Source organism: Paenibacillus sp. FSL R5-0928, assembly GCF_037970385.1.
Classification (GTDB): domain Bacteria; phylum Bacillota; class Bacilli; order Paenibacillales; family Paenibacillaceae; genus Paenibacillus_AQ; species Paenibacillus_AQ odorifer.
Genome location: NZ_CP150225.1, coordinates 4733703 through 4760571, shown reverse-complemented (window position 1 = coordinate 4760571; position 26869 = coordinate 4733703). Strand labels below are relative to the sequence as shown.

The 26869-nt window shown below is 45.0% G+C and carries 23 protein-coding genes and 1 pseudogene; 18 read left to right on the top strand and 6 right to left on the bottom strand.

The genetic code is table 11. The features are described from left to right. Positions 1–38 precede the first annotated feature (38 nt). Both MKZ16_RS21515 and MKZ16_RS21510 read right to left on the bottom strand, forming a co-directional pair. Positions 39–785: an RluA family pseudouridine synthase gene (locus MKZ16_RS21515; protein WP_076104464.1), complete on the bottom strand. Its 747-nt coding sequence runs from the start codon at positions 783–785 to the stop codon at positions 39–41. A gap of 3 nt (positions 786–788) precedes the next feature. Next, positions 789–1652 (bottom strand): class I SAM-dependent methyltransferase, encoded by an 864-nt coding sequence (locus MKZ16_RS21510; RefSeq protein WP_036685718.1) that lies wholly within the window; start codon positions 1650–1652, stop codon positions 789–791. Between the two features lie 231 nt (positions 1653–1883). On the opposite strand from MKZ16_RS21510, the gene MKZ16_RS21505 reads away from it, so the two are divergent. The 4 genes from MKZ16_RS21505 (at position 1884) to MKZ16_RS21490 (ending at position 4558) form a co-directional block, all read left to right on the top strand. Further along, on the top strand, positions 1884–2714 hold the full coding sequence (locus tag MKZ16_RS21505; protein ID WP_076104465.1) for a helix-turn-helix domain-containing protein: 831 nt from the start codon (positions 1884–1886) through the stop codon (positions 2712–2714). Positions 2715–2799: 85 nt separating this feature from the next. Next, a complete protein-coding gene (locus tag MKZ16_RS21500; protein ID WP_076104466.1) occupies positions 2800–3165 on the top strand; it encodes a VOC family protein in 366 nt (121 codons plus the stop codon). Between the two features lie 171 nt (positions 3166–3336). Next, on the top strand, positions 3337–3789 hold the full coding sequence (locus tag MKZ16_RS21495; protein ID WP_076104467.1) for a flavodoxin: 453 nt from the start codon (positions 3337–3339) through the stop codon (positions 3787–3789). A gap of 13 nt (positions 3790–3802) precedes the next feature. Further along, positions 3803–4558, top strand: coding sequence for a hypothetical protein (locus MKZ16_RS21490; RefSeq protein ID WP_143759022.1), 756 nt, complete (start codon positions 3803–3805; stop codon positions 4556–4558). A 97-nt stretch (positions 4559–4655) separates the two neighbouring features. On the opposite strand, the gene MKZ16_RS21485 is transcribed toward MKZ16_RS21490, so the two are convergent. Together MKZ16_RS21485 and MKZ16_RS21480 are read right to left on the bottom strand one after the other, a co-directional pair. After that, positions 4656–5501: a GNAT family N-acetyltransferase gene (locus MKZ16_RS21485; RefSeq protein ID WP_036685729.1), complete on the bottom strand. Its 846-nt coding sequence runs from the start codon at positions 5499–5501 to the stop codon at positions 4656–4658. Between the two features lie 82 nt (positions 5502–5583). Continuing rightward, complete coding sequence (locus tag MKZ16_RS21480; RefSeq protein ID WP_076104469.1) at positions 5584–5877, bottom strand: GNAT family N-acetyltransferase; 294 nt, start codon at positions 5875–5877, stop codon at positions 5584–5586. Between the two features lie 1675 nt (positions 5878–7552). On the opposite strand from MKZ16_RS21480, the gene MKZ16_RS21475 reads away from it, so the two are divergent. The 12 genes and pseudogenes from MKZ16_RS21475 (at position 7553) to MKZ16_RS21420 (ending at position 21195) form a co-directional block, all read left to right on the top strand. Continuing rightward, the gene (locus MKZ16_RS21475) at positions 7553–8455 is read left to right on the top strand and encodes a winged helix-turn-helix domain-containing protein (RefSeq protein ID WP_038572383.1); all 903 of its coding nucleotides are present in this window, start codon (positions 7553–7555) and stop codon (positions 8453–8455) included. 233 nt (positions 8456–8688) lie between these two features. Beyond that, positions 8689–10437 (top strand): ABC transporter substrate-binding protein, encoded by a 1749-nt coding sequence (locus tag MKZ16_RS21470; protein ID WP_076104470.1) that lies wholly within the window; start codon positions 8689–8691, stop codon positions 10435–10437. A gap of 64 nt (positions 10438–10501) precedes the next feature. After that, positions 10502–11455, top strand: a complete 954-nt coding sequence (locus MKZ16_RS21465) for an ABC transporter permease (RefSeq protein ID WP_036685739.1) — start codon at positions 10502–10504, stop codon at positions 11453–11455. Between the two features lie 16 nt (positions 11456–11471). After that, positions 11472–12395, top strand: coding sequence for an oligopeptide ABC transporter permease (opp4C, locus tag MKZ16_RS21460; RefSeq protein ID WP_036685740.1), 924 nt, complete (start codon positions 11472–11474; stop codon positions 12393–12395). 11 nt (positions 12396–12406) lie between these two features. Then, a complete protein-coding gene (locus MKZ16_RS21455; RefSeq protein ID WP_036685742.1) occupies positions 12407–13390 on the top strand; it encodes an ABC transporter ATP-binding protein in 984 nt (327 codons plus the stop codon). Further along, a complete protein-coding gene (locus tag MKZ16_RS21450; RefSeq protein WP_036685744.1) occupies positions 13383–14348 on the top strand; it encodes an oligopeptide/dipeptide ABC transporter ATP-binding protein in 966 nt (321 codons plus the stop codon). Before MKZ16_RS21455 ends, MKZ16_RS21450 begins: the two co-directional genes overlap by 8 nt. Before the next feature lie 210 nt (positions 14349–14558). Then, the gene (locus MKZ16_RS21445; protein ID WP_051491406.1) at positions 14559–15167 is read left to right on the top strand and encodes a 50S ribosomal protein L25; all 609 of its coding nucleotides are present in this window, start codon (positions 14559–14561) and stop codon (positions 15165–15167) included. Positions 15168–15497: 330 nt separating this feature from the next. Further along, positions 15498–17328: pseudogene (locus MKZ16_RS21440) on the top strand (fibronectin type III domain-containing protein). A gap of 271 nt (positions 17329–17599) precedes the next feature. After that, entirely contained in the window at positions 17600–18244 is a 645-nt protein-coding gene (locus MKZ16_RS21435) for a YhbD family protein (protein WP_076100120.1), read from the top strand. Positions 18245–18256: 12 nt separating this feature from the next. Further along, entirely contained in the window at positions 18257–18943 is a 687-nt protein-coding gene (locus MKZ16_RS21430) for a hypothetical protein (protein WP_076104471.1), read from the top strand. Next, positions 18936–19607 carry a hypothetical protein gene (locus MKZ16_RS21425; RefSeq protein ID WP_076104472.1) on the top strand — a complete coding sequence of 224 codons (672 nt, stop codon included), beginning with the start codon at positions 18936–18938 and terminating at the stop codon, positions 19605–19607. The genes MKZ16_RS21430 and MKZ16_RS21425 overlap by 8 nt, the downstream gene beginning before the upstream one ends. A gap of 40 nt (positions 19608–19647) precedes the next feature. Continuing rightward, positions 19648–21195: an MDR family MFS transporter gene (locus tag MKZ16_RS21420; protein WP_076104473.1), complete on the top strand. Its 1548-nt coding sequence runs from the start codon at positions 19648–19650 to the stop codon at positions 21193–21195. 1235 nt (positions 21196–22430) lie between these two features. Here the strand turns inward: MKZ16_RS21420 and MKZ16_RS21415 are convergent. Beyond that, entirely contained in the window at positions 22431–23294 is an 864-nt protein-coding gene (locus MKZ16_RS21415; protein WP_256717136.1) for an IS3 family transposase, read from the bottom strand. 11 nt (positions 23295–23305) lie between these two features. Next, on the bottom strand, positions 23306–23623 hold the full coding sequence (locus MKZ16_RS21410) for a transposase (protein WP_036683594.1): 318 nt from the start codon (positions 23621–23623) through the stop codon (positions 23306–23308). Between the two features lie 1299 nt (positions 23624–24922). Here MKZ16_RS21410 and MKZ16_RS21405 point away from each other — a divergent pair. Next, positions 24923–25882 carry an ABC transporter permease subunit gene (locus MKZ16_RS21405; protein ID WP_036685755.1) on the top strand — a complete coding sequence of 320 codons (960 nt, stop codon included), beginning with the start codon at positions 24923–24925 and terminating at the stop codon, positions 25880–25882. Between the two features lie 17 nt (positions 25883–25899). Then, positions 25900–26796 carry a carbohydrate ABC transporter permease gene (locus MKZ16_RS21400; RefSeq protein WP_036685756.1) on the top strand — a complete coding sequence of 299 codons (897 nt, stop codon included), beginning with the start codon at positions 25900–25902 and terminating at the stop codon, positions 26794–26796. Positions 26797–26869: the final 73 nt, after the last annotated feature.

The window sequence follows — 26869 nt, the reverse complement described above, 5'->3', positions numbered from 1 at the left end:
AATAACAGGGATCGTTTCAATGCCTAGAAACGGCTGCTTTAGAACAGCCCTTTTTTTAGTGTTTCCCGCGGCCACAGATCCCAAGGATGGGTTTGTGGGGGCAGAGAGATGAGTTCCACTTCTTCTTTAGTAACAGGGTGAGGGAATCCTACAAGTGCTGACCATAACGCAATTTGTTGCCCCGGTTTGTTCACTGAAGCCCCGTACTTCTGATCACCGTATAATGGGCAGCCGATCGAACTTAGTTGCACCCGAATTTGGTGGGAACGCCCTGTAAGTAAATCAATCTTAAGCAGGCTGTATCCTTCTGCACTGTCAAGCACTGTGTAATCCAGAATTGCTTCCTTGCTGCCGGGAGTTCCTTTTCGAACCACGGTGACGGTGTTACTCTTTGCGTCTTTAAGCAGCGTATCTGTAAGACGGCCACGAGTGGCTGGCGGTTTACCATGCACGACTGTTAAATACACCTTATGAAAACCGTGAGTACGGACACTCTCGGATAGTCTTGAAGCCGCTTTTGAAGTCTTGGCAAAAATCATTGCTCCCCCAACCGGTCGGTCCAAACGGTGGACCAGACCTATATAGACGTTGCCGGGTTTGTTGAAACGTTCCTTCACATCTTCTTTCAGCAGGTTCAGCAGGTCAGGATCGCCTGTTGCATCCTCCTGAACAGGAATATTCACGGGTTTTACAATCCCCAGAAGATGGTTGTCTTCGTACAACACTTCAAAGCGTTGTGATCCGCCGCTTACAGCCTCATTGTTGCCGGAACTATGCTGTGTCATGGCTTACGCCTCCCAGCGACCCAGGATACCACATGGCAGGTTCATGCCGGAGGAGGTGATCGGAAGACCGATTTCGCCGGAGGTAAGCTTTCCGCCATAACGTTTGCCCATGGTCATGGACAACATGTTGCGCAGTACAGTTGGAGAAATACCAGTGGTGTAGGAATTAATGAGCATGAACAAAGGGTTGTCGCTCATAATCTCCATACAGCTCTCAAGGAAAGGGTACAAGCTTGATTCAAGCTTCCACATTTCTCCACCAGGTCCTCTTCCGTAAGAAGGAGGGTCCATAATAATCGCATCATATTTACTTCCGCGGCGTTGTTCACGTTGTACGAACTTGAATACATCATCCGTGATAAAGCGGACTGGACGTTCTCCAAGACCAGACAGTTGAACGTTTTCTTTCGCCCACTGCACCATACCTTTGGCTGCATCCACGTGAACGACAGACGCACCGGCACTCGCCGCTGCCACAGTAGCTCCACCTGTGTAAGCAAAAAGATTCAGCACTGAGATTGGACGGTTAGCCGCTGCAATCTTGTCCATCATCCAGCTCCAGTTGGCTGCTTGTTCAGGGAATAGTCCTGTATGCTTGAAGTTTGTAGGACGTAAGTGGAATTTTAATTTACCATAGCTAATCTTCCAATCGTCCGGAATGGTTTTTTTCATTTCCCATTGTCCGCCACCAGCGGAGGAACGGTGATAATGTCCGTGCACATCACGCCATTTAGCGGTCTCATTATTTAGAGGCCAAATAATCTGTGGATCAGGACGACGCAAGATAATATCGCCCCAGCGTTCGAGCTTTTCTCCACCGCCTGTATCAATTACTTCATAGTCTTTCCAATCGCTCGCTATATACATGATTTAATCCATCCTTCAAAAAAATTCATTTAGCCTTTATTGTACAACATTTCACCTGATTGCTACAAACAAATTACGCCTCAGCCAGCTTCACCAATCATTTTGTCCAATGCTAATGAGGTGTATAATATTTCCATGCTTATGCGGCTATTCAACTGGTGCCGCAAGACTTGATTGTGTATGATCATATAGTAGAATCCTTACCCTATTTACGATCGGAGAACTAAAGCTATGTTCAATCTCTCACCGCTGTATTTCCCTATAACTGCAAAACCCAACCACACTAGTGAGTTTCTGCCCAGCCATGCCTTGCAGCCGTTTATTCGCTGTTTTTGGGGTTCTGTAGATGTGGAGTCTATACAACAACCTGAGACGGAGACAATAATTCCGGACACCTGCATGGATATTATTTGGGATTTGGATAGGGTATCAGGCAATACAAATACTTTTTTCTCCGGCATCAATGACACTCCATTTGAAGTCTCTTCAGACAGAAAGCCAGGGGGGAGTTCAACCTTTGGGATCCGATTTCATTTCTGGGCAGTTCATTTTTTTGCAGATGATCATCTGCGGAATGTCTTGAATGCACATGTCGATGTAGAACAATATTTTGGCACTTTTAAAAAAGAGCTTGGTCATCTATTGGAGAAAGTAAACTCGATGGACGAAAGGATTGCAGCCGCTGAAGCCTATCTGCTTCGTCGTCTTGAGCGTAGAGGGCGGACTAACGATCGGATGATGAATGCAGTCTATACTATGGTTAAACAAAAAGGGATTGTGACCGCTGAGGATTTGGAGACCAGTTCTAATTTAAGCAGACGACAACTTGAACGGCTTTTTCAAGAATATATAGGTGTATCGCCCAAAAAAACAGCAGATCTCGTGCGGTTTCAGAATGTATGGCGGGAGATGTGTCATTTACCTGGGCAGACAAAGAATATGCAGGATCTTATTTTCGCGTATGGTTACAGTCACCAGTCCCATTTTATCAATAATTTCAAAAAATATGCTGGAAGAACCCCACTTGAAGCCTTGGTCTATGCAGGCCGAAGAATGTCGTAATTTTGCAATACAAAGCGTGTTAACCTTGTTAGACTAAACCCATGTAAGAAATGAGACATATTATGAAAATGAGAGGGGACAAGTTATGATTTCGTCTTTTGAAGGGACTAACATTTACACTAAAGATACTGCGGCGTCAGCTAAATTTTATACGGAGGTACTAGGAATTCCTATGCCTTTCGAAGGTTACGGTAATTTCGACGGGGCAAAGCTTGGTTTTGACAAGAAACAGCCGGGAATTATTATTTGGGATGCTGCAAAGTGGGAAAATCTTACGACAGGTTTTGTTAATTTAGTATTCGGCTGTGATAATCTTGATGAGACATACGAGCAGTTGAAAGCTAAGGGACTGGATTGTCAGCCACCTGTTACGATGGAATATGGGGGTAAAGAAATGAATTTTCGTGATCCTGATGGGAATCACATAACCTTGCTGGAAGGTGCTTATTAAGCTTCTTTTTAAGAAAAATGAGACGGAGCGCAAACTTCAACCGTGTGTAATAACGGGGAGTTTGCGTTTTTTTAACTTTATTTATTGACAATGATAATCATTATCAAATAGAATGAGGTGAAGCGTATATGATTTAAATTTAAGGTGTTAGTAGGGGAGGAACAGGAGTTTATGGCTAAAGTGCTTGTGGCATATGCTAGTTTAACTGGCAACACTGAAGAAATGGCTGAATTGATTGTAGAAGGAATACGCCAAGCAGGCGGTGAGGCTGTTTTGAAGTCGGTCACTGAATGTAATGCGATTGAGATAAAATCATATGAAGGCGTTCTGCTAGGGGCATATACTTGGGGAGACGGAGAGTTGCCGGATGAATCTCTTGATTTCTATGAGGAGATGGATGAACTTGATTTGACTGCCATGAAGTCAGCAGTTTTTGGTAGTGGGGATACAGGCTACGCCATTTATTGTGGGGCAGTGGATGTTATCGAGGAGAAGTTAAAGGAGCGTGGAGCAGTCATTTTGCAAGATAGCCTAAAGATTGAGTATGGCCCTAATGCTGTAGAAAAAGAAGCCTGCCGTCAATTCGGACGTCAATTCATCGAAGCCTGTATGGCGGTAACCTAAGATGGGGGGGCCAGTGGGAAGTTGGTTTAACAAAGTAAGGGCTGTACATACCCCTCCGTATAAACGGCTGCACGATTATCGCATGGAGCATATTATGCTGGGCGGGACTGAGAATTTAGCTAGCGGAGCTCAAGCGACGGGTCTCCCACGTTGGCGCCAGCAGGTTCAATATGCTGTGGGGCATACGCTTAATGACTTCTATAGTCTGCTGCCGGAAGTGCGGAGAGAGACACCTATACAATTTCTGTTAGAGCGACGGTGGCCTCCTAGGGGAGATGCTTTTCCCTCCCTTTTGCAATATTGGGATATCAAAACGAGTGTAGCTGATGAGCTTATGCGTATCGTTTCAAGCAATCATCTACAGGAGATTCCAGTGATGTTATATGAACAGTGGCATGTCCCAGTTCCAGCGTTGAATTTGGAGTTATCGATGATTACGCAACTGGCTTGGAACTCTTCACTAAGTGGCCGAAGCGTGAACATTCAGAAGTTTATGGTTAATGGCAATGAGGATATCATCACTGGATTTATGCATATGGCCAATGTTTTTTGCCATCATGCTTATGGTGAGCCAGCGGAGACCGTGGAAGTTTTCTCGCTGCTGGATGGACGTAAATACTGCTTTGCTGGAGAGGCAATCTCGCTTATGGAGTCACTGGATTATGTTCGTTTGTTATCCGTATTTCTTGAGCGTGAAGTGTTAGCTGACGGTTCCTTAAGCTGCAGCGATCGTAGAAATGAGAGAGGCGAAGCGAATTATTTACTATAATAAATATAGACCTCCTTATCTGCAGGTTAGAACACCAGCAAGTAAGGAGGTCTTATTGTTACTGCTTTATTAAAATCTCAAGAGTTAGGTCGGGGGATTAGCCGATAAATCGGTAATAATCCTGTTTATTCTGAATGACAAAGCCGCAGCTCTCATACAGCTTAAGTGCATTGGGATTATCCAGTGCGACCTCCAGATTTACACCATTATAATTTTGGCGCTCTCGTTCGATGGTCTGAAGAAGGGCGCTGCGGCCAATGCCAAGCCCACGTAGCTTTTTGTCGACTGTAAATCCATAGATCCAAGATTCATTATCTTCAGTCCACACTCGCATTTTCCCAACAGGCCTGCCATCCATCTCGATCATAATATTCTCTTGCATACCTTCCTGTTTGTGCAACTCATACTGCTCGGCAGCATCTTCTGTCTTCATATCAAAACCTCCACAATCCAGTTCGACCAGAATGTGTGCCTCTTCTTCACGAGCTGGCCGTAAGACCACAGTCCCTGTCGCTGAGCTAACATCAGAAGAAACCATGGAATTGCCATCCCATTTCATTTGATATTCAGCGTGATTGAACTGTAGAGGCAAGGTTTGCAGGAAAGCAGTTCCAGATGAAGAAGCGGCGGGTGCATTTAGAAGAAGAGTAGAGACTTTATTGCGTTTGATTATGGTTTGTGCTCGGTTCCACAGAGAGGTGAAGATTCCGCGTCGACGGTAGCCTGGCCGAACCATGCCACAGACCTCCATATCGCTTCCAAAACCATAGAGTCCCAAGAAACCGACCAGTAATTCGTCCTCATAAGTCACAAGCCATTCCGTATCACCTGCGCTTGATGGCTGGCGGAGCATATCCCAATTCAGTTTTAATGAGATTCCTTCATATTGCTCACAGCGTTGTTGCAATTCCTCAATATTCTTAAAAGTGTCGGCAGTCGTCAAACCCGTTTCCCCCTAAAGTGTATTTGAACTATTATAAGTTCGCATAGTTACTAAAAAAGCTTCGCGGAAACGGGAGCAGGTTTTAAGCTCTCCCGCCAGTATTCCCGCTCAGCACGTCTTTGTACTCCGGGTGCTTCTCAAATTGATGCGCAGCATAGGAGCACACGGGTACAATTTTTAAATTCTCATTCCGAGCCTTGTCCACAACAGCACGTACAAGCTTTTGTCCAGTACCTTGCCCGCGCAGTTCTTCGGAGACACGAGTGTGGTCAATGACCAATTCCCCGGTTTCTTTATCCAAACTGTATGTGATTTCGGCAAGGTCCTTACCGTCATTAGCAACAAAAAAACGTCCGTTTTCATTTTGAATTTGCATCTTATGGCTTCACTCCTAATTAGTTATTGCCTATATTTTACTACCATGAATTGCAAAAAGCGAGGAACGAACCAGATTGATTGTTCTTCGGGCTGAATGTTGCTTTCCTTGTTACCCGTGGATCGCTGCGCTGTATTTTTTGTTCATGTGGGCAACTTGGTCAAGCAGAATATAGCAAGTGAGAGTTAACTAACCTCGAGTATTTGTTTTGGTAAGCTGAAAACTGGGAACGCTGGGAACGCTGGGAACGCTGGGAACGCTGGGAACCCCCGGAACCCCGAAATGCCAGAACCCCGTAACCCCGTAACCCCGAACCCTTGGTTGTCCTATTCCTCCGCGGAATCTAACGGACCCATTTGAAGCTATTTGCACATTTTTAGTAATTTAAGTAAATTTTCGGACCCCAGTGCAGCTATTCCTTATGAATAGGCACGAAATAGGCATTTTTAATGCCCATAGCGCCTATGGAGTCCGATCGCACACAAAAAATGGGATAATACTGCGAATAACGTCAACTGTGTCCGATAGCGTAGGATCCTAATTCTCCGCAGAAGCTTACGGACCAGAATCCTAATTCCTCACTGATGCTTTCGGACCCAGCAGACGCTATTTGCACATATTTAGCCGTTTGAGCAAAGTTTCGGACCCCAGTGCAGCTATTCCTTATGAATAGGCACGAAATAGGCATTTATAGTGTCAATAGCGCCTATGGAGTCCGATTGCACACAAAAAATGGGATAATACTGCGAATAACGTCAACTGTGTCCGATAGCGTAGGATACTAATTCTCCGCAGAAGCTTACGGACCAGAATCCTAATTCCTCACTGATGCTTTCGGACCCAGCTGACGCTATTTGCACATTTTTAGTCTTTTGAGTAAATTTTCGGACATCATAGCAGCTAATCCTTTGGAATAGGTACGAAATAGGTGTTTTTTATGCCAATAGCACCCATGGAGTCCGATAGCACGCAAAAAAAGGATAATACTGCGAATAAGGTCAACGTGTCCGATAGGTTTCCGATAGCGTAGGATCCTAATCCTCCGTAGAACCTTTCGGACCAGAGTTCTAATTTCCCACTGATGCTTTCGGACCCAGCAGACGCTATTTGCACATATTTAGCCGTTTGAGTAAATTTTCGGACACCAGAGCAGCTATTCCTTTGGAATAGGCACGAAATAGGTATTTTTAATGCCCATAGTGCCTATGGAGTCCGATAGCATGCTGAAAAGGAGATAATACTGCGAATTAGGTCAACTGAGTCCGATAGAGCTGAGTCCTGATCTCCCGCTGAAGCCTGCGGACCCAGCAGACGCTATTAGCACAAGGTCAACTGAGTCCGATAGCGTAGAGTCCTGATCTTCCGCTGAAGCCTGCGGATCGAGCAGACGCTATTAGAATAAGGTCAACTGTGTCCGATAGCGCAGAGTCCTGAACTCGCGCTGAAGCCTACGGCAGACGCTATTAGCACAAGCTCAGCTGTGTCCTATAGCGCCCACGCTCGCGGAAATGACAGCTAAATCAACGTGAAATGCAGAAAATTCGGTGCTGAAACAGCAGCTAATGAATTTTTATACACTCCCGTTTATAGAGTAGCTTGCGTATTCTCAGGATAATACAATAAGATTAAGAGAATATCTCACTACTGAAAAGAACCGCTAGCAGGAGGAATCATTGTGGAATACAAGGTTGAGGTTGAATTTGGATCGATTTATGAATTGTTGAACAGCTTACATACTTATCTCTGCAAAAAATCCTATAAGAAGATTGATTTAGGGGTAGCGTGGGCTAATGAAATTGAAAGCACGCTCAGTGAAGAGCTGTTATCCCGTCTGAAAGAAACCGAACTAAACAATGAGTGGAAAATGTTGAATCTGCTCATTTACTGTTGTCCATTTAAGGATGATGTAGACAGTGTGTTGAACTGGATTGAACGGTTATCGGTTGGTGAGTTATATGAGACCTTATCAAAATATGTAAAGGTATTTCCAAGCCATATGGAGGATTACCGTAACCGCGTAGTATTTTTACTTTCCGAGTGGAACCGCCAGTACTTTAGCCAATGCAATCCTGCGATTTTGAGCAAACTGCAGCAGCATGCGGATTCGAAGAACACGGAGCTTAATGAACTGGACACTGCGGATTTCGTGAACAAGACGACCAACGGATTTTACTTCATGCCTACGGATGGGCTTAAGAAGCTCGTACTGATTCCACAGTATCATTTTCAGCCTGCTAATATTATCTATTGCTATGGGGAATTAACGATCTGCCATTATGCGGCGTGGATATCGATGGAGAATGAGGAAATCTCCCCTTTTATGTACAGAGCGATCCGTAGTCTGAGTGAAAAAAGCCGGCTAAAAATCCTCCAAGCCCTTAGTGATGGCCGTAAGACGTTTACCGAAATTGTTAAGCATGCGGGGATCTCGAAGGGGATTGTGCATGATCATATTTTTAATCTTCGTTGTGCAGGTTTGCTTCATGCCTATATTGAAGGAGAGAATGTCACCGGATACAGTCTGCGTCTTGAAGGTATTCATCGGATGAATGAGCAGCTATTCGAGTATTTGAAATAATGATTTTGAAAAAAAATAACCGTCTGAAAGCCAGGGCTTCTCTTATGCAGAGAGGGGTTTTGGCTTTTTTATTTGTTTTAATTATCGCCTAATTCTGTTTATGGAGAATTTTTTTGAAGTTCTCTCTTTACAGAACTCGAAAACCTTTCTATAATGAACATCAGATGTTATTCATACTTAACGGGTAGGAATTATAGTTATTATTCTATCAGAGAGAAAAGGGAGATAGGTACATGAGAAAAAATGCGATTGTAATCACTTCATTACTGCTTACGGGGTCACTGTTACTTTCTGCTTGCGCTAACAACAGTAATAACGAATCCTCATCCGCAAACAATGCGGCTGCAGGCTCCAATTCAACCAACGTGGAAGCAACCACTGCACCAGAGATTGTTCCTGCGGGTGCTCTAAGCGAACCTTTTACTGCCACGGATTTATCCAAACTTCCAGCGGTGGCCCAGAAACGTACAGATACCATTATCGTCGGGCTTACGGACCCAAGCGGAGCGTTCACTCCTTATTTTCAACAAAGTGGTTATGATGGCAATGTCTCTTTACTGCTATACGCTTCTCTCGTAACTGTTGATGACAAAGGTGTTCCAACGCCGGAGCTTGCGGAGAGCTGGGATGTTTCAGATGATCAGCTTACATACACGTTCCACTTGAGAAAAGATTTGAAATTCAGCGACGGTTCACCGTTAACAGCGGATGATGTGGCATTTACATGGACGATCCAATACGACAAATCGTATGACGGTAGCTCCCAGCTTCCATCGCTAAATGTTAAAGGCGGCAAAGCCTATAAGGAAGGTACATCCCCTACAGTTGAGGGCATTAAAGTAATTGATCCACAGACGATCTCAGCAACCCTTGAGCAACCAAACGCAACAGCGCTGGTACAGCTCGGCTCGAATGTACTATCGAAAGCTTACTATGGCAAGGACTATAAAATTGGAAATCTTGAATACATTAAAAAGCTGCATGAGAAGCCACTTGGCGATGGACCTTACAAGCTGGAGAAATTTATTCCAGGTCAAGAAGTGCGTTTTGTAGCGAATGAGAATTATTTCAAAGGTAAACCAAAGACGGAGCATTTCATCTACAAAACTACGGAAGGCGACGTATGGCAGTTCGTAGAAACTGGTGAAGTGGACTACGCTTCCTTTAGTGCGACAGACGAGAATATCGAGAAGCTGAAAGCACTTGGTTTTGTGAATATTATTCCATACACTCCAAGTACCTATGGTTACTTGCAAGTTAACCTCAAGCATGAGCAGCTCAAGGATAAGCTTGTACGTCAAGCTATTGTGTACGGTTTGGATCGTCAGAGTATTTATGTGGATGCAGCACAAGGTGCAGGTTCTATTGCCAACATCCCGGCATCGCCGATTTCCTGGTCTTACACTGAGGAAGGTATTAATCCTTACAAATATGATCCGGAAAAAGCAAAACAATTGCTCGATGAAGCTGGCTGGACGGTAGGCGCGGGGGGGATCCGTGAAAAAGATGGCAAACCGCTGAGCATCCATTACCTCGGTTCGAAGAGCAAAAACACAGATATTTTCATCGCTGTAGCTAAAGAGAATTTTGAAGCGCTGGGTATCGAATTCCAGCCTGAGGTTTTCGCAGACTTTAACTCACTGGTATCGAAAGTAGAAGGTGGGGACTACGATCTCGTATCCTTCTCCACAAGCATGTTGACTGATCCGTCTGACGGGTTCATGCAATTCTTCGATGGAGAAATCACGGATTATGACAATCCGAAATTCCTAGAGCTGTACAACAAAGCCTTGGCCACTACTGATATTGAGGCACGCAAAGCGGTATATAAAGAGCTGTATCAGCTTTTCAATGATGAACTGCCTATTATTTTCACAAGTTACAAAAAGACGGTATACGCCTATAACGGACGTATTGAGAATCTATCGGTCAGCCCGTTCATCGGTCTTGCTGGCAGTCTGCCAACTTGGAGCCTGAAATAAATAAACCAGTGTCCCCTGCCCTGACTGGATTCAAGGGCAGGGGACGAATCATAAGGAGTCTGTCATGAGCGCTTATTTATCGAAAAGACTGTTGTACATGGTCATCATCTTATTTGCGGCATCATTATTGATCTTCTGTCTGTATGCTTCAACTCCCGGTGATTTCATAACCGGAAATATTAAATTGACCGCTGAACGCAAAGCTGAGCTTCGTGAAATCTACGGCTTAAACAAGCCTGTGCTTGAACGGTATGGGATCTGGATGAAGAATGCGCTGCATGGTGATTTCGGGTATTCCTTAGCCCAACAAAAGCCTGTGCTGCAGCTTTTTAATGATTATATTTGGAATTCCTTTTTGCTGGCTGCCGTATCTACGTTTCTAACGTGGGTGATTGCGGTCATTATTGGCGTCATCTCTGCCTATAAGCAATATTCCTGGTTCGATACACTCGTGATGATCGCTATATTTGCAGCAATGTCGCTGCCGTCATTTTTTATAGGCTTATTCCTGATCAAAATCCTGGCCGTCGATCTCAAGTGGCTGCCTCCAGGTGGAATAATCACCACGGGTAGTAATGCTACGGGTTTGGCTTACTTTAAGGAGATCGTAATGCATATGACCCTTCCGGTTGTAGTTATGACCCTTCTGGGATTAGGTTCGCTCACCCGTTATTTCCGCAGCAATATGATTGATGTCTTAAAACAGGATTATATCCGTACGGCACGCGCCAAAGGCCTAAAAGAACGCAAGGTGCTCTTTACACACGCCTTACGTAATGCCTTGCTGCCCGCAATTACACTGGTTGGTTTTGAGCTTCCAGCACTATTTGGCGGATCACTTATTATTGAGAAAATATTCAATTGGCCTGGGATTGGCCAACTGTATATGCAGTCCTTCGGACTAAGGGATTATCCTTTGCTGATGGGCTTTACGATGTTTATTGCCATACTTACCGTCATAGGAACGTTGCTTTCGGATGTTTTGTACCGGATTGCCGATCCTAGAGTTCGGCTATAGAGAGGAGGAAGCTGACGTGGCAGTTCAAAGTAATGTAGCTGGGATCGCGAAGCCGCAGACCACCAAAGGAAAATCCTCTTTATTCCGGCAATCCATGCGGAGGTTGCTGAAGAACAAGCTGGCGGTATCCGGATTTGTGGTGGTGATCTTTATGTTTGCGCTTTGTTTTATTGGTCCGCTGTTCTCACCTTATACGGATAACAAAATTAATATGGCTATGATGAACAAGGCACCCAATATGAAGCATTGGCTGGGCACTGATGCATTGGGCAGAGATATTCTGACCCGGGTAATGCAGGCGGGGCGCATTTCACTGACCGTAGGACTAGCATCAATGGTTCTTTCGGTGTTTATCGGTGCTCTTTTGGGGGCTATTGCTGGGTATTACCGCGGTATTGCCGATCAAATCATTATGCGGATTGCGGATCTTTTATTGACGGTCCCGAGTCTGCCACTGCTCTTTATTTTTGGTGCGTTATTATCGGAGTGGAAGATTCCAACGGATTATCGGATGTATATCGTTATGCTGATGCTTAGTATTGTGAGCTGGCCGGGTATGGCACGTATGGTACGGGGTCAAATGCTTAGTCTGCGAGAACGTGAGTTTATGCAGGCGGCGGTAGTATTAGGCCTCCGTGATCGGCGTAAATTATTTAATCATTTGCTGCCGAATATCGTTCCGTTGCTGATCGTTATGGCTACCCTTAACATCGGTGGCGCTATATTGAGTGAATCGGTTCTTAGCTTTTTTGGGCTAGGTGTTATGCCGCCAACTCCAACCTGGGGCAATATGATTGATGCTGCGAATAATATGATCGACTTTCAGGATCGGCCGTGGCTGTGGATTCCACCAGGGTTATCGATTTTTGCGACAGTGATCGCGATCAATATCTTTGGTGACGGACTCCGGGACGTGCTTGATCCTAAACAGAAGAGGTAGGTGACCCTCAGATGAGTGATTTAATGAATATAGACGGTCTAAGTACATACTTCTTCACGGAAGAAGGAAAAGTGAAAGCCGTTGATGATGTAAGCTTCCGTGTTCGCGAGGGAGAGACGGTATGTATCGTTGGAGAATCAGGCTGCGGCAAAAGCGTGACTGCGATGTCCATCATGGGACTTGTCGAGGAACCAGGGGGCAAGGTAGCCCAAGGGAAAATTGATTTTCAGGGTGAAGATTTGTTGAAAATGGACAAAAACACACTGCGAACCATCCGCGGGAATGAGATCGCGATGATCTTTCAGGAGCCCATGTCCTCCCTTAATCCTGTAATCAAGATCGGTGAGCAAATCATGGAGCCGCTGATTGTACATCTGAAGATGAACAAGAAACAGGCGCGTATCCGGGCGATTGAACTGATTAAGCAGGTAGGCATATCACGACCAGAGCAAATTGCTGATAGTTACCCGCATGAATTAAGTGGAGGTATGCTGCAGCGGATCATGATTGCTATTGCCATTGCCTGCAGTCCAAAACTTTTGATTGCTGATGAACCGACTACGGCGCTGGATGTAACGATTCAAGCGCAAATTCTGGATATGCTGCGTGAAATTAAAGATAGCTCGGGCATGTCCATTCTACTAATCACCCATGATCTTGGCGTAGTGGCAGAGATGGCCGATTATGTGATTGTTATGTATTCCGGAAAGATTGTGGAGGAGGGGGAGGTTGTTGAATTGTTCAACAACCCCAAACATCCCTATACAAAAGGGCTGCTCAAATCGAAGCCGGTAATCAATCAGCGACAGGATGAGCTGTATTCCATACCAGGTCAAGTGCCAAATCCGCTTGAGCTGGTGCCCTCTTGTTATTTTCATGACCGCTGTGAGCATTGCATGCCTGTATGTGTCAGCCAGCAGCCCCGGCTTAAAGAGGTGGCCAGCAGACAAAAGGTAGCTTGCTGGTTGTATGAGGAGGCGGTTGTTCATGCCTGAGGCACTGCTTGAGGTCAATCATTTAAAGAAATATTTCCCTGTTACTAAGGGGCTCCTTAACCGAACCGTTGGGCATGTAAAGGCTGTTGACGATATTAGCATTACCCTTCAACCTGGGGAGACGTTTGGGCTTGTAGGGGAATCTGGGAGCGGCAAAAGTACAGTCGGACGGACGATTTTACGGCTAACGGATAAAACGGCAGGTGAGATCAAATTCAAAGGGATAGACATTCACTCCCTGTCTCCCGCTGAATTGCGCAATATTAGACCCCAAATGCAGTTGATCTTTCAAGATCCTTATAGCTCTCTTAACCCACGGGTTCGTATAGGAGATGCCATTGGTGAAGCTTTACTGGATCATGGTTTATGCTCAAGGTCCGAGGTGCGAGATCTGGTGCTTGAAGCGCTAGCAGCTTGCGGTTTATCTTCTTATCATATTGATCGCTTTCCGCATGAATTCTCCGGGGGGCAGCGGCAGCGGATCGGGATCGCCCGTGCGCTTGTTTTGAATCCTGAGCTGATCATTGCAGACGAACCAGTTTCAGCACTGGATGTTTCCATCCAAGCACAGATTATTAATTTATTTAGTAAGCTCCAGCAGAGTCGAGGGTTAACGTATTTGTTTATCTCCCATGACCTGAGTGTTGTGGAGCATTTGTGTTCAAGAATCGGTGTCATGTATCTGGGCTCTATGATGGAGACGGCTTCAAGAGATGAACTGTTTAAGAATCCGCTCCACCCGTATACCAAAGCGCTGCTGTCGGCTGTTCCGATTCCTATTCCAAAGCTGAAAAGGGAAAGAATTGTACTTAAGGGAGATATTCCGAGTCCGGTAAACCCGCCTTCTGGCTGTAAATTCCATACCCGTTGTCCCTTTGCGCAAGAGGTTTGCAGATCTGAAATCCCGGTATTTCGTGATGTTGGCAGTAACCATTTTGTAGCTTGTCATTTAGTTTAATAGTTGTCACAAATATAGTAATGATTTACTCCTAAGTCATGAATAATTAATGTTGAATTGTATAATAATACAATTTGACCTTATTTTTACCTAGGCTCAAAAGTCTTGAGAGGTTTCAAAGCCAGGTCAATGGGGTAATTAGAGAGTGGTTAGGTTAGGCGTACATATCTAATCGGTCTAGTATAAAATCCCTACTTAGGAGGAATCATCGTGAATACAACAGTACGTTTGACAGAAAGATCCGGCTCGACTTCTTCACAGCGCAGAAAAGGCTTTGTACCGGTAGTCGTGTACGGTGCAGGTTCAGATAGCCAGTCCTTTACAGCGGATGCTAAGACAATTTCAGGTATTTTAGCCAGCAACCCACGGGCTGTTCTTACTTTGGAATTGCCAGACTCGGGCAAAAAGAACGTGGTTATTCAAGAAATCCAACGTCAGCCAATCTCTAAACAACTGCTGCACATTGATTTTCAGCAGATTGATATGAAGGCCAAATTGGATACAAAAGTAGCGTTCCACTTTACAGGTGAACCAGTAGGTGTGAAGAGCGGCGGCGTGCAACAAATTGAATTGCATGAGCTGGATATTCGCACACTTCCAGATAAAATAGCTGCATCCTTTGAAGTGGATATCAGTGGACTAGATATTGGTGATCAATTGCTGGTATCTGATTTGCCGAAGCATGAAGGCTGGGAAGTATTAACGCCTGAGGACACTTTGATTGTCCGTATTTCACCTCCAGCAGCGCAAGAGCCAACAGAAGAAGATACTGCTGAACCCGCTGCAGCTGAAACTGCTGGCGAAGATAAAGCAGAATAGTATAGAGATAAATAGTAAAGAGCAGATAGAATCCTTATAAAGGAGCTGTCTGCTCTTTTTGTTTTGCCTTCATAAATATGAATTCATAAAAAATATGCTGGTCTTTCGTATGGTTTCTCAAATGGCAATTTTGGTTGTTTCGCCTCATTTAGTTAAAAATTTACATAAAATCGTTGACGAACGGGTTTCTAAGCCTGAAAATGAGGACAATTACCATGGTGAAATATTCAAAAGTCCCTGTTGTTGCTGTTTGAAAACGCTTTAGTTTTTATGCTTCAAAGAACTCTCATTGCCTAGTTCATCATGATTAAGAGGAGGAAAGTTATGAAGATGAGGAAGCTGTTTTCGATCTTAATGACAAGTTTGCTGGTGCTTGGGGTAGCTCTACCCTTTGGTGGAAAAGCGAATGCAGATGCTGCAAGTGACGCTTCAAATCGTGCTTTAATCTGGTTGAAAGCCCAGCAGGATGCAACAGCGGGGTATGCTTTTGAGGGACTGGTAGATAGCTTTGAAGATTTCTGGGGACCAAACAACCCCAAACAGATTGTATACACGTATGATCAAGCGGTTGCAGCTATCGCCTTTATTGTAAAGGGTGAACGGACGCGGGCAGAGCAGGTTTTGAACAAAATGCGGGACATTCAAGATCCTTCCGGCTTCTGGCTGAATTCTTATTGGTATAACAACGGCTTCGGAGAAGAAATCCGTAAACATGTGGGACCCGTTGTATGGATGGCAATGGCTGCTATGGCTTATGAGAAGCAATATAATGATACACGGTATCGTCCGATGGCACTTAAAGCACTCGATTGGAGTTTACAGTATAAAAAGGCTAATGGCAGTATTGCAGGAGGATGGAGTGGTTGGAGTAATTCCGATGAGCCTTGGAGCTCAACCGAGCACAATATCGATATTTACCGGGTATTGCAGTATTATGCTTCGGTGGATTCCTCAAAGGCAGCCACTTATAACAGTGCGGCTTCTGGAGTCAAAACCTTCCTGGATAATTATGTGTGGGATGACACTGTCAAACGTTTCAAGGGGGGCTGGAAAAACGATACAAATCTGATCGACCCCAAAATACCTTTAGACGTGAACCCTTGGGGAGTGTTAGCTTTAGGCGTATCCGGGGCCCATAACTACGGCGCAAGCTTAACCTATGTGGAAAATGCCTCCGGCACCCCGGGAACACTAGCAAATCCGCGTTACAAGCAGACGCTTACTTACAATGATGCTGGGAATACGCTCACCGGATACGATTTTGACTGGACAGACGAAGTATTGCCGGCGTATGACGATAACGGAAATCAAATTGGCAATACGGGTGCTGACGTATGGTTTGAAGGAAGCGCATTCATGTCACTCGCTTATTATCTGCAAGGCAATGCCTCAAAGGCAGACGCCATTAATACAGAGATTATTAAAAAACAAGGCACAAGCGGTGCTTCGCTCGGGGGTATTCCCTACTCGCTGAAAGGGTCCAGCAACAGTTATTGGGTGATGGCGCAGCAAAACTGTGTTTCCAGCACAGGCTGGTTAATAATGTCCCTGCACCGGTTTAATCCATTCACAGGTCAATATTTGACGGGTGGTGGTAATACTGGGGATACAACCGCGCCAACCGCTCCCGCTAATCTAACGGTAACCAGTAAGACGGATACAGGAGTTAGCTTAACCTGGTCCGCTTCTACCGATAATGTTGGCGTTACAGGTTATATTGTTTATCGCGGAACACAGCAGGTGTCCACTGTGGGGGACTGTTAGTGGACTTACTCCAAGCACAGCCTATACGTTTACAGTAAAAGCTACGGATGCAGCAGGTAATTTATCCTCCGCTAGTAATACCGCAACAGTTACTACTAATTCCACTGGAGGCAGCGGAGGCGGTGATCATGTGACGGCTGACTTTACAGCAGGGGTAACGAGACTTTCTGCTACAGAGGCGAGTATCTATATTACACCTGTAACCAGTGCTCTTTATGTAGATGTACATTACAAGATTAGCGGTGGTTCCCAGCTTAATTACCGGATGACTAATAACTCAGGAACATGGAAGCAGACGGTGAGTGGATTAAGCGCTGGCAGCAGTATTGAGTACTGGTTCACTTATGAGAAATCCGGCCCGCAATATGATTCAGCACATTATACTTTTGTTCAGTAAGATTAGCAGTTCGTAAAAATCATTCTAAGAGAAGGCTGTTCCATGCTGCCATTTATAAGCGGCGGGGGCAGTCTTTTTTTGTGGGAAAAATAGTGAATAACCGTTAAATCCTTCTCAAGACGGAGGTCTGCTCTTAAGGTATGCTTTAAAATCTTTGGGGGAGACGTTAGGACTCGATGGTCACTAGCGTAGGTAGGTATGAGGTGAGTTTATTTTATTGGTTTTACAACGTAACAGTGTTATGTTACGATGGCTTCAAGGAGTGATAAGCATGGAAGAGGATTTGATCTCGAAGAAGCAGCTATTGGAATTAACCGGTATATCCTATGGGCAATTGTACCGCTGGAAGCGGAAGCAGTTGATTCCAGAGGAATGGTTTATCCGTAAATCTACGTTTACTGGACAGGAGACTTTTTTTCCAAAAGACATGATCTTGTCCCGTATCGATAATATTGTGAATATGAAAGATGGACTTTCTTTGGATGAAATGGCTGATAAGCTATCAGATAAGGCTTCTTTTGACAGAGTAAGTGTATCTGCTGCGGAAATTATAGAACGTAACATTGTTTCGTCAGTGACACTGGGGAAATTTGGAGAGAGGCTTGGTGTCAAGAATGGATATAGCTTCGATCAGCTCACTTATTTATTGGCTGTAGACCGCCTGCTTAGTGCAGGGGAGATGAATATGGAGGAAGCAGAGCTCCTGTTTCGAACCTTAATGAATAAAGCCTCCAATCTTGAGAGTGACAGCTGGGAGTTGTTTTTTATCCGCAAAATGGGGGTGTCATCCTTTATTCTGGCTCAGGCACCAGCGGAGTTATGGTTCGATGAAGGGGTAAAGCTGGTCAGTAAAATACTCAGTGCAGATGTAATAGAACAATTGAAAGGTAAGCTTGCTTTTAAGCTTGTTGAATAGGGGGTTACTGTAATGGATAAACGACAGCTGCCGGATCTGATTATAAACGGAGTCAGCGGGGGGGCAGGAGGTACTTATAACAGTGTGCAAATCGATGGTGTAGGCAAAGTAACGGGACCCATCGTGACGCGAATTTTTAAAGGAAATGGGCATATGAATTTGAAGAATGATCTCTCGGCGGAAGAAGCGGAATGCAATGGGACGATGAAAGTGCTGGGACATTTGCGTTTTAACTCCCTAAAGGTGGATGGAATGATTACTGTCGGTGAGAGCTTTCGGGGAGAAAGTTGCACTCTTCATGGAATGCTGAATATCAAGGGTGATTGTGAGCTTGAGGATTTTGCGGGGGAAGGAAGCTTTAGTGTCGGAGGTTTACTTAGTGCAGGACATGTAGACTTCAAACTGCAAGGGCAGGGAAAGGCGCATGAAATTGGTGTGGAGAGTCTAGTGATCCGGCAAACGAATAGTGGAGTCTGGAGCAAAATGTTAAGTGGAATCATCCCTAAATTAAGATCGGAGCTGCGGGCTCGGACTATTGAAGGAGATTTTATTGATTTAGAGTATACAATAGCGGATGTTATCAGGGGCAATATTGTGATTGTAGGGCCAGGCTGTACTATCGAACGGATAGAGTATCGTGATCAGATCACAGTACATCCAGAAGCAAAGGTTGGAAAGGTGGAGAAGATCAGTGACTGAAGAAACAACTCGGAGTAATTTGAAAATAATAGGCACAACGACCTCAGCGGGAGGCTTCTTTCGGGACATTAAAGTTACTGGGGAAGGTCATTTTGCAGGTGATGTAGATTGTGAGAAGCTGAGCCTGACTGGAAATGCCAGAGTAGATGGAAACCTGCTAATGACCAAAATGAAAATAACCGGTGAGATGACACTTTTGGGTAATCTTGAAGGGGATTCCTTGCGGGGTCAGGGTGAAATTAAAGCAACCTCCGTAAAAATCGACGATATTCATCTTAATGGTAATTTGGAGGTCAATGGTGATTGTGAAGGTGAACATCTGCGTATTTCGGGCGCTCTCAATGTGGCAGGACTGCTAAGTGCGGAGCAACTGGAGATCAATTTATATGGAATAAGTAGAGCGAAAGAGGTTGGAGGCAGTGCTTTAACGATCAAAAAAAGCAAGACCGGAAAATTCCTGCATTTGATGAAGCAGAATCCTAAAGTGCTTTTTGAGGCTGGGCTCATTGAAGGCGATACGATAGAGCTGAATAATACAAAAGCAAATATTGTCAGAGGAGATCGGGTAATCATCGGTGTGGACTGTGAGATTGATACTGTGGAATACCGTAGTGTTTTGGAGATTCACAAGAATGCAATAGTGAGGCATCAAGTGAAGTTGTAACACATAGTTATAGATCTTTTGACAATGGGGAGTGGAATAAATGAGTGCTGCCAAAGCGCCCAATCTGGGCATTGTTATCGCAGGTCTGCTGTTAGGAATACTGATGGCCTCCATGGACAGCACCATCGTTGCTACAGCAATGGGCAATATTGTTGGGGAACTAGGCGGTATGGACAAATTTGTCTGGGTAACATCAGCTTATCTCGTAGCTGAGATGGCGGGGATGCCTATCTTTGGCAAGCTGTCTGATATGTATGGGCGTAAAAAGTTTTTTATTTTTGGGATTATTGTATTTATGGCAGGTTCGGCGCTTTGCGGGACGGCAGAGACAATTACTAAGTTGGCTGCTTATCGGGCGGTTCAGGGAATTGGAGGCGGCGCGCTAGTGCCGATTGCTTTTGCCATAATGTTCGACGCCGTACCACTGGAGACACGGGGAAAGCTGGGCGGTGCATTTGGTGCGGTGTTTGGATTATCAAGTATTTTTGGTCCATTGCTAGGCGCGTATATCACCGATCATATTGCTTGGCAGTGGATATTTTATATTAACTTGCCGCTTGGACTGTTGGCTTTTGTGATGGTCGTATTCTTTTATAAAGAATCACACGAGCATTCTAAACAACCTATTGATTGGCTGGGTGCGGGCACACTGCTGGGCTCTGTCATCTGCTTAATGTTTGCGTTGGAGCTGGGTGGAAAAGAGTACGCTTGGGGCTCATCGATGATCCTCGGCTTATTTGCAGCTTTTGCTATATTGGCGGCAGTGTTCCTTTTTGTGGAGACGAGAGCGAAAGAGCCGATCATTTCCTTTGCTTTATTCAAAAAAAGACTGTACGCCGTCAGCATTCTGTGCGCGCTATTTAGCGGTGCTGCATTTATCGTGGCTTCCGTATATATCCCGATCTTTATCCAAGGTGTATTAGGGGGTTCGGCTACCAATTCAGGACTTGTCCTGCTGCCGATGATGGTCGGCTCAGTAATTACCGCCACAACGGGAGGATTCCTGATGGCAAAAACCAGTTACCGCAATCTGCTGATACCTACGTTTGTACTTTTGGTGATCGGCACAGGACTGGTAGCAACGCTTACTCCGGAAGCTTCACGTCTCTTGGTTACCTTGTACATGATTTTAATCGGATTGGGCATCGGCGCTTCCTTCTCTGTGTTAAGCACAGCAGCTATTCATGGTCTGACTGCGCAGCAACGCGGCTCCGCCAGCGCAACACTGAATTTCATTCGTTCGCTTGGCATGACCATTGGAATTACCACATTTGGCATTATTCAAAGCCATTATTTCTCGGGCAGTCTAACTAAGTTGCTCACAGCAAATGGAGGAGGAGCTGCTTCTGCGGGGGCTGCTGGGGTTATGGATTTTAAAGATCCGCATTCCCTGTTGTCGCCTGAGACTAGAGCACTCATTCCACCGGAAATTTTGAGCAAAATTACAGAGGGACTTTCCTCTTCCATTGCGAACACCTTCGCTTGGGCGGTTATTCCAGCTGCATTAGCTTTGCTGGCTTCCTTTTTTATGGGGCGTCAGAAAATGGATGCCTCCGCGGAGGGGGAAGTTCAGACGCCCGGGCATTAGGCTGTGGCAGAAGACGTTGGGCATTCGAATAATGAGCGGAAATTAGTGCGTATTATACGGAATGCAGTGATTGGTGTAAACAAACTATGGTTGTAAAGTGATGGAGCAGCTTCTCATTTGAGAGGCTGCTTTTTTATGTGTGGTTGGGAGTACAAATGAGCATGAACCCTCGAAGTAAGGGAGCTGCGTTGAAGGATGAGTAAATGCGATGAATCCTGGAAATAAGTGCATCTGGATCCGACGGCATGAGGGAATGCGATGAATCCAAGAATGAGTCCGATAGCAGGAGGGAATGCGGTGGATCCAAGAATGAGTCAGACTGTATGAGTGAATGCGATGAATTCTCGATAGAAGTGTGCCTGATTTCGCTGCATGAAGTGTGTTGCGGACCGTATAGTCGCTATTGCTGATTTTTGAGCTACTTTGCCGTAGTTTCGGACTGTATAGCTCTTATCGGCATGCATATGCTCGTATTTGGACTATATTTGTGTGGATAGCTGCACCTGATTCCGATAACATGAGGAAAAGCGCTGAATTCGGGAAATAAGTGCATCTGGGTCCGATAGTATGAGGGAATGCGATGAACCCAAGAATGAGTCCAATAGCTTGAGCAAATGTGATGGATTCTCGATAGAAGTGCGCCTAAGAATGATTCGAGGAGTGTTGCGGACCGTATAGTCGCTATTGCTGATTTTTGAGTTACTTTGCCGTAGTTTCGGACTGTATAGCTCTTATTGGCATGCATATGCTCGTATTTGGACTATATTTGTGTGGATAGCTGCACCTGAGTCCGATAACACGAGGAAAAGCGCTGAATTCGGGAAATAAGTGCATCTGGGTCCGACAGTACGAACAAAGATGATGGATTCTAGATAGAAGTGTGCCAAAAAATGATGCGTGGAGTGTTGCGGACCGTATAGTCACTATTGCTGATTTTTTAGCTACTTAGCCGTAGTTTCGGACTGTATAGCTCTTATCAGCATGCATATGCTCGTATTTGGACTATATTTGAGTGGATAGCTGCACCTGAGTCCGATAACACGAGGAAAAGCGCTGAATTCGGGAAATAAGTGCATCTGGGTCCGACAGTACGAACAAAGATGATGGATTCTCGATAGAAGTGCGCCTAAGAATGATTCGAGGAGTGTTGCGGACCGTATAGTCGCTATTGCTGATTTTTGAGTTACTTTGCCGTAGTTTCGGACTGTGTGGACCTCTGTCAAGAAAGTGGACAGTCACGCAACAGACATTCTAGTCAATTGCTCAGCAAAACGAACTGGAGAAAGATACCCCAGCGCGCCATGCATTCGCTTGCGGTTATAATAAAACTCAATATATTGAAAAAGTGTCTGGTAGGCTTGCTCCTTAGTTTTGAATCGTGGATTACAATAAATGAGCTCCTTTTTCAAAATGCTGTGCCACGACTCGATACAGGCGTTATCATAACAGTTACCTCTGCGGCTCATGCTGGACTCCATGCCATACGCTTTCAACTGCTTCGTGTATTCATGAGAAGTATATTGAGAACCTCTATCGGAGTGATGTAATAGACCCTTTTCCGGTTGTTTAGCTTCGTAAGCATCTTGTAAGGCGCCCGAAATTAAGCTAGTTTCCATATGGTTCTCCAAGCGCCACCCCACGATTTCACGCGTGCAAAGGTCCATCACACTAGCCAGGTACAAGCGCCCTCCCCGGCAAGGAATGTACGTAATGTCGGTAACCCATACTGAATTGGGTTTGAGTATTTTAAATTGCTGGTTCAGCGTATTCGGGGCAATCGGATGGTCATGATTGGAGTCGGTGGTCTGTACGCGATACGTTTTGGAGACAATGGAGCGAAGCTTCATATGTCGCATGTACACACTCACCGTGCGTTCGGTAACGGTATAACCTTCTTGATGCAACAGGCGAGTGATCTTCGGACTCCCATACCGCTTTTGATGGTCTGCAAAATGATACTGAATTCGCTTCATTATCGCAGCCTTACGAAGCATATGCGTACTGTTTTTTTCTGTCCGCCACTTGTAGTACCCGCTCCGTGACACATGTAGGGTCATGCACATCTTCTCCAAGAGAAACTCGGAGCGATGTTTTTCAATAAACTGGAATCTCAGTTCCTTGGTTTGCTGAAGATGTGCACTGCTTTTTTTACGATCGCTAATTCCTCTTCCACATCAGCAATCTTGTTATCTTTTTCTTGAAGTTGACGGCTCATTTCTTTCAACTGTGCCTCGAGTTCCCGTACTCGATCCACGCTAGCTGCCGGTTCATTCTTTAGTTCTCGATACTGGCTCATCCATTGATGCAGGGTACTTTTTGGGATGTTGAGCTCTTCCGCCAAGTCGCCCACTGTCTTTGTTTGCTCTTGAATGAACTGCACTGTCTGTTTTTTAAATTCTTCGTTATACCGTTGTCGATGTTCTCCCATGTGAACACACCTCCGTGGACTCATTATCGCCAGTCTGTTAACTACTGTCCACTTTTTATTCTAGCTTCAGTATAGCTCTTATCGGCATGCATATGCTCGTATTTGGACTATATTTGAGTGGATAGCTGCACCTGAGTCCGATAACACGAGGAAAAGCGCTGAATTCGGGAAATAAGTGCATCTGGGTCCGACAGTACGAACAAAGATGATGGATTCTCGATAGAAGTGCGCCTAAGAATGATTCGAGGAGTGTTGCGGACCGTATAGTCGCTATTGCTGATTTTTGAGTTACTTTGCCGTAGTTTCGGACTGTATAGCTCTTATCGGCATGCATATGCTCGTATTTGGACTATATTTGAGTGGATAGCTGCACCTGAGTCCGATAACACGAGGAAAAGCGCTGAATTCGGGAAATAAGTGCATCTGGGTCCGACAGTACGAACAAAGATGATGGATTCTCGATAGAAGTGCGCCTAAGAATGATTCGAGGAGTGTTGCGGACCGTATAGTCGCTATTGCTGATTTTTGAGCTACTTTGCCGTAGTTTCGGACTGTATAGCTCTTATCGGCATGCATATGCTCGCATTTGGACTATATTTGAGTGAATAGCTGCACCTGAGTCCAATAATACGACGAAAAACGCTGAATTCGGGAAATAAGTGCATCTGGGTCCGATGCCAAAACTATGAAGTGTGAAAAACCATAACGGAAGAAGAGAACATAGCGCACCATAGTTGATGTAGCAGATGAAGAGGACAAAGCGCACCGTAGTTGATGTATCGGACGAAGAGGACAAAGCGAGCCATAGTTGATGGAGCGGACGAAGAGGACAAAGCACACCATAGTTGATGGAGCGGACGAAGAGGACAAAGCGCACCATAGTTGATGTAGCGGACGAAGAGGACAAAGCGCACCGTAGTTGATGTAGCGGACGAAGAGGACAAAGCGCACCATAGTTGATGTAGCAGATGAAGAGGAAAAACGTACCATAGTTGATGTAGGGAACGAGGAGGGTCTAGTTGCCCATAGCTCCCAAGCGCCCCTTAGAAACCATTTCTTTCAGCGGCAGGATGAGGGGAATTCCCGTCATCCTGCCGCTTTTTATAAGCCAAAAGGCATGTAGGCTCTCCATCACTAGACCCACAGTGATTAGGTAGAAAATGGTCGAAATATATGCGAATTTGGTTCACAAGCATCAGACGGTTCTCCAGTGAGGCCGTTCTGTGTTCTATCTCGCCATACATAAAGGTTCTGATACTATGAAAACGTAATCAAAATCTGGGTATAGGAGATTCCGACATGGGGGTACCTTCTGGTGAATTACTTCCCAGCGTCGATCCGGTTCATCGATCCCGCTGGAAGATGAAGAACAAACATAAATTGTTCTTCATGGCTTTTCCGTTTCTTATTGTCACCTTTATTTTCTATTATCTGCCGATCAGCGGATGGATTTATGCATTTTATGATTTCATTCCCGGAATACCGTTGTCTGACACGCCATATGTCGGGTTGAAATGGTTCAAGACGATTGTATCCAATCCAACACAGACCGCAGAGGTTGTGCGCGTGCTGAAGAACACTCTTGCCATGAGTTCACTTGGACTAATTACCTCGATATTTCCAGTGATCTTTGCGATTTTTCTGACCGAGATTAAGTCAGGCTGGTATCGCAAGATGGTGCAGACGCTAACCACGATTCCGAACTTTATCAGCTGGATTCTGGTATATGCATTGGCCTTCTCGTTGTTCTCCGTTGATAACGGGGTCATCACACATATTTTAGTGCAGCTTGGAATCGTTGATGAGGGTTATAACTTTTTAGCCTCCAGCTCGAATATTTGGGTCACGATGATTATTTGGTATTGGTGGAAATCGTTAGGCTGGGGTGCCATTCTCTATCTTGCTGCAATCGCAGGCATTGATCAAGAATTGTACGAGGCCGTTGAGGTGGATGGTGCAAGCCGGTTCCGTAAAATCTGGCATATTACCATTCCGGGTCTTGTCCCAACCTTCTTTGTCCTACTGCTGCTCTCCATAGGTAACCTAGTCAATAACGGGATGGAGCAGTACTTTGCCTTTCAAAATGCGATGAATAAAGATTCCATAGAAGTGCTGGATCTTTATGTATACAATATTGCGTTCGCTAACAACTTTCCGTTTGCCACTGCTGTCAGTATGCTGAAGTCGGTCGTCAGTGTAATTCTACTGTTCGCGGCAAACACCTTATCCAAGATGGTGCGTGACGAATCTATCATTTAAGGCAGGGGTGATCCCATTTGAGAAAGAAAAAACTAACTTCTGGAGAATTAATCTTTCAAATTATTATCTACACACTCTTTGGATTGTTCACCCTGTCATGCATTTATCCATTCTACTATTTGTTCATTAATACGATCAGTTCGAATGATCTTAGCGCAGCGGGGTATATCAAATTTTATCCAAGGCAGATCCATTTTGATAACTATAGTAAGGTTCTAAGAATCAGTGGTTTAGGTCATGCGGCGACAGTCTCTATTTATAGAACAGTTGTTGGTACTTTGCTCACCGTTGGATCTTCGGCATTTCTTGGGTACTTGTTCACCAAAAAGGAAATGTGGGGCCGGAGTATTTGGTACCGCAGTGTTGTAGTCACGATGTATTTCAGCGCAGGGCTGATCCCATGGTATATCACCATGCATAACTTGCATCTGACTAATAATTACCTGGCTTATATTTTGCCAACTATTATTACTCCTTTTAATATCATTTTGGTCAAAACCTTCGTCGAGGCTATTCCGCCCTCACTTGAGGAGTCGGCGTCAATGGATGGAGCAGGTTACTTCCGGGTGTTCTGGAGTATCATTGTTCCTCTTACAACACCTATCTTGGCTACGATTACGATTTTCTCAGCGGTGAATCAGTGGAATGCCTTTATTGATACGGCGTTTCTAATGACAGATACGAAATACTTTACGCTCCAGTTCTTATTATGGCGTTATTTGAACGAATCCAGCTCGCTCGCAGCCTTAATTCGTAATTCACCAGATATGGCCGCTAGTGCAGCAAATATGCAGACTCCAACCTCTGTGCGGATGACTGTAACGATGATCGTCGTATTGCCGATTTTGATCGTATATCCGTTCTTCCAACGCTTTTTCGTCAAAGGAATTATGATCGGTGCGGTTAAAGGCTGATGGGTGGCCGCTCTGGACCAGAACTGGGTTTTCCTCTGCTATAAGCAGAGTTGAACTATAAGTGAAGAGATGA

Coding starts and splice junctions, on each gene's coding strand:
- MKZ16_RS21515 (WP_076104464.1), bottom strand. CDS start 785: ATGACACAGCATAGTTCCGGCAACAATGAGGCTGTAAGCGGCGGATCA.
- MKZ16_RS21510 (WP_036685718.1), bottom strand. CDS start 1,652: ATGTATATAGCGAGCGATTGGAAAGACTATGAAGTAATTGATACAGGC.
- MKZ16_RS21505 (WP_076104465.1), top strand. CDS start 1,884: ATGTTCAATCTCTCACCGCTGTATTTCCCTATAACTGCAAAACCCAAC.
- MKZ16_RS21500 (WP_076104466.1), top strand. CDS start 2,800: ATGATTTCGTCTTTTGAAGGGACTAACATTTACACTAAAGATACTGCG.
- MKZ16_RS21495 (WP_076104467.1), top strand. CDS start 3,337: ATGGCTAAAGTGCTTGTGGCATATGCTAGTTTAACTGGCAACACTGAA.
- MKZ16_RS21480 (WP_076104469.1), bottom strand. CDS start 5,877: ATGCAAATTCAAAATGAAAACGGACGTTTTTTTGTTGCTAATGACGGT.
- MKZ16_RS21470 (WP_076104470.1), top strand. CDS start 8,689: ATGAGAAAAAATGCGATTGTAATCACTTCATTACTGCTTACGGGGTCA.
- MKZ16_RS21465 (WP_036685739.1), top strand. CDS start 10,502: ATGAGCGCTTATTTATCGAAAAGACTGTTGTACATGGTCATCATCTTA.
- MKZ16_RS21455 (WP_036685742.1), top strand. CDS start 12,407: ATGAGTGATTTAATGAATATAGACGGTCTAAGTACATACTTCTTCACG.
- MKZ16_RS21450 (WP_036685744.1), top strand. CDS start 13,383: ATGCCTGAGGCACTGCTTGAGGTCAATCATTTAAAGAAATATTTCCCT.
- MKZ16_RS21435 (WP_076100120.1), top strand. CDS start 17,600: ATGGAAGAGGATTTGATCTCGAAGAAGCAGCTATTGGAATTAACCGGT.
- MKZ16_RS21430 (WP_076104471.1), top strand. CDS start 18,257: ATGGATAAACGACAGCTGCCGGATCTGATTATAAACGGAGTCAGCGGG.
- MKZ16_RS21420 (WP_076104473.1), top strand. CDS start 19,648: ATGAGTGCTGCCAAAGCGCCCAATCTGGGCATTGTTATCGCAGGTCTG.
- MKZ16_RS21410 (WP_036683594.1), bottom strand. CDS start 23,623: ATGGGAGAACATCGACAACGGTATAACGAAGAATTTAAAAAACAGACA.
- MKZ16_RS21405 (WP_036685755.1), top strand. CDS start 24,923: ATGGGGGTACCTTCTGGTGAATTACTTCCCAGCGTCGATCCGGTTCAT.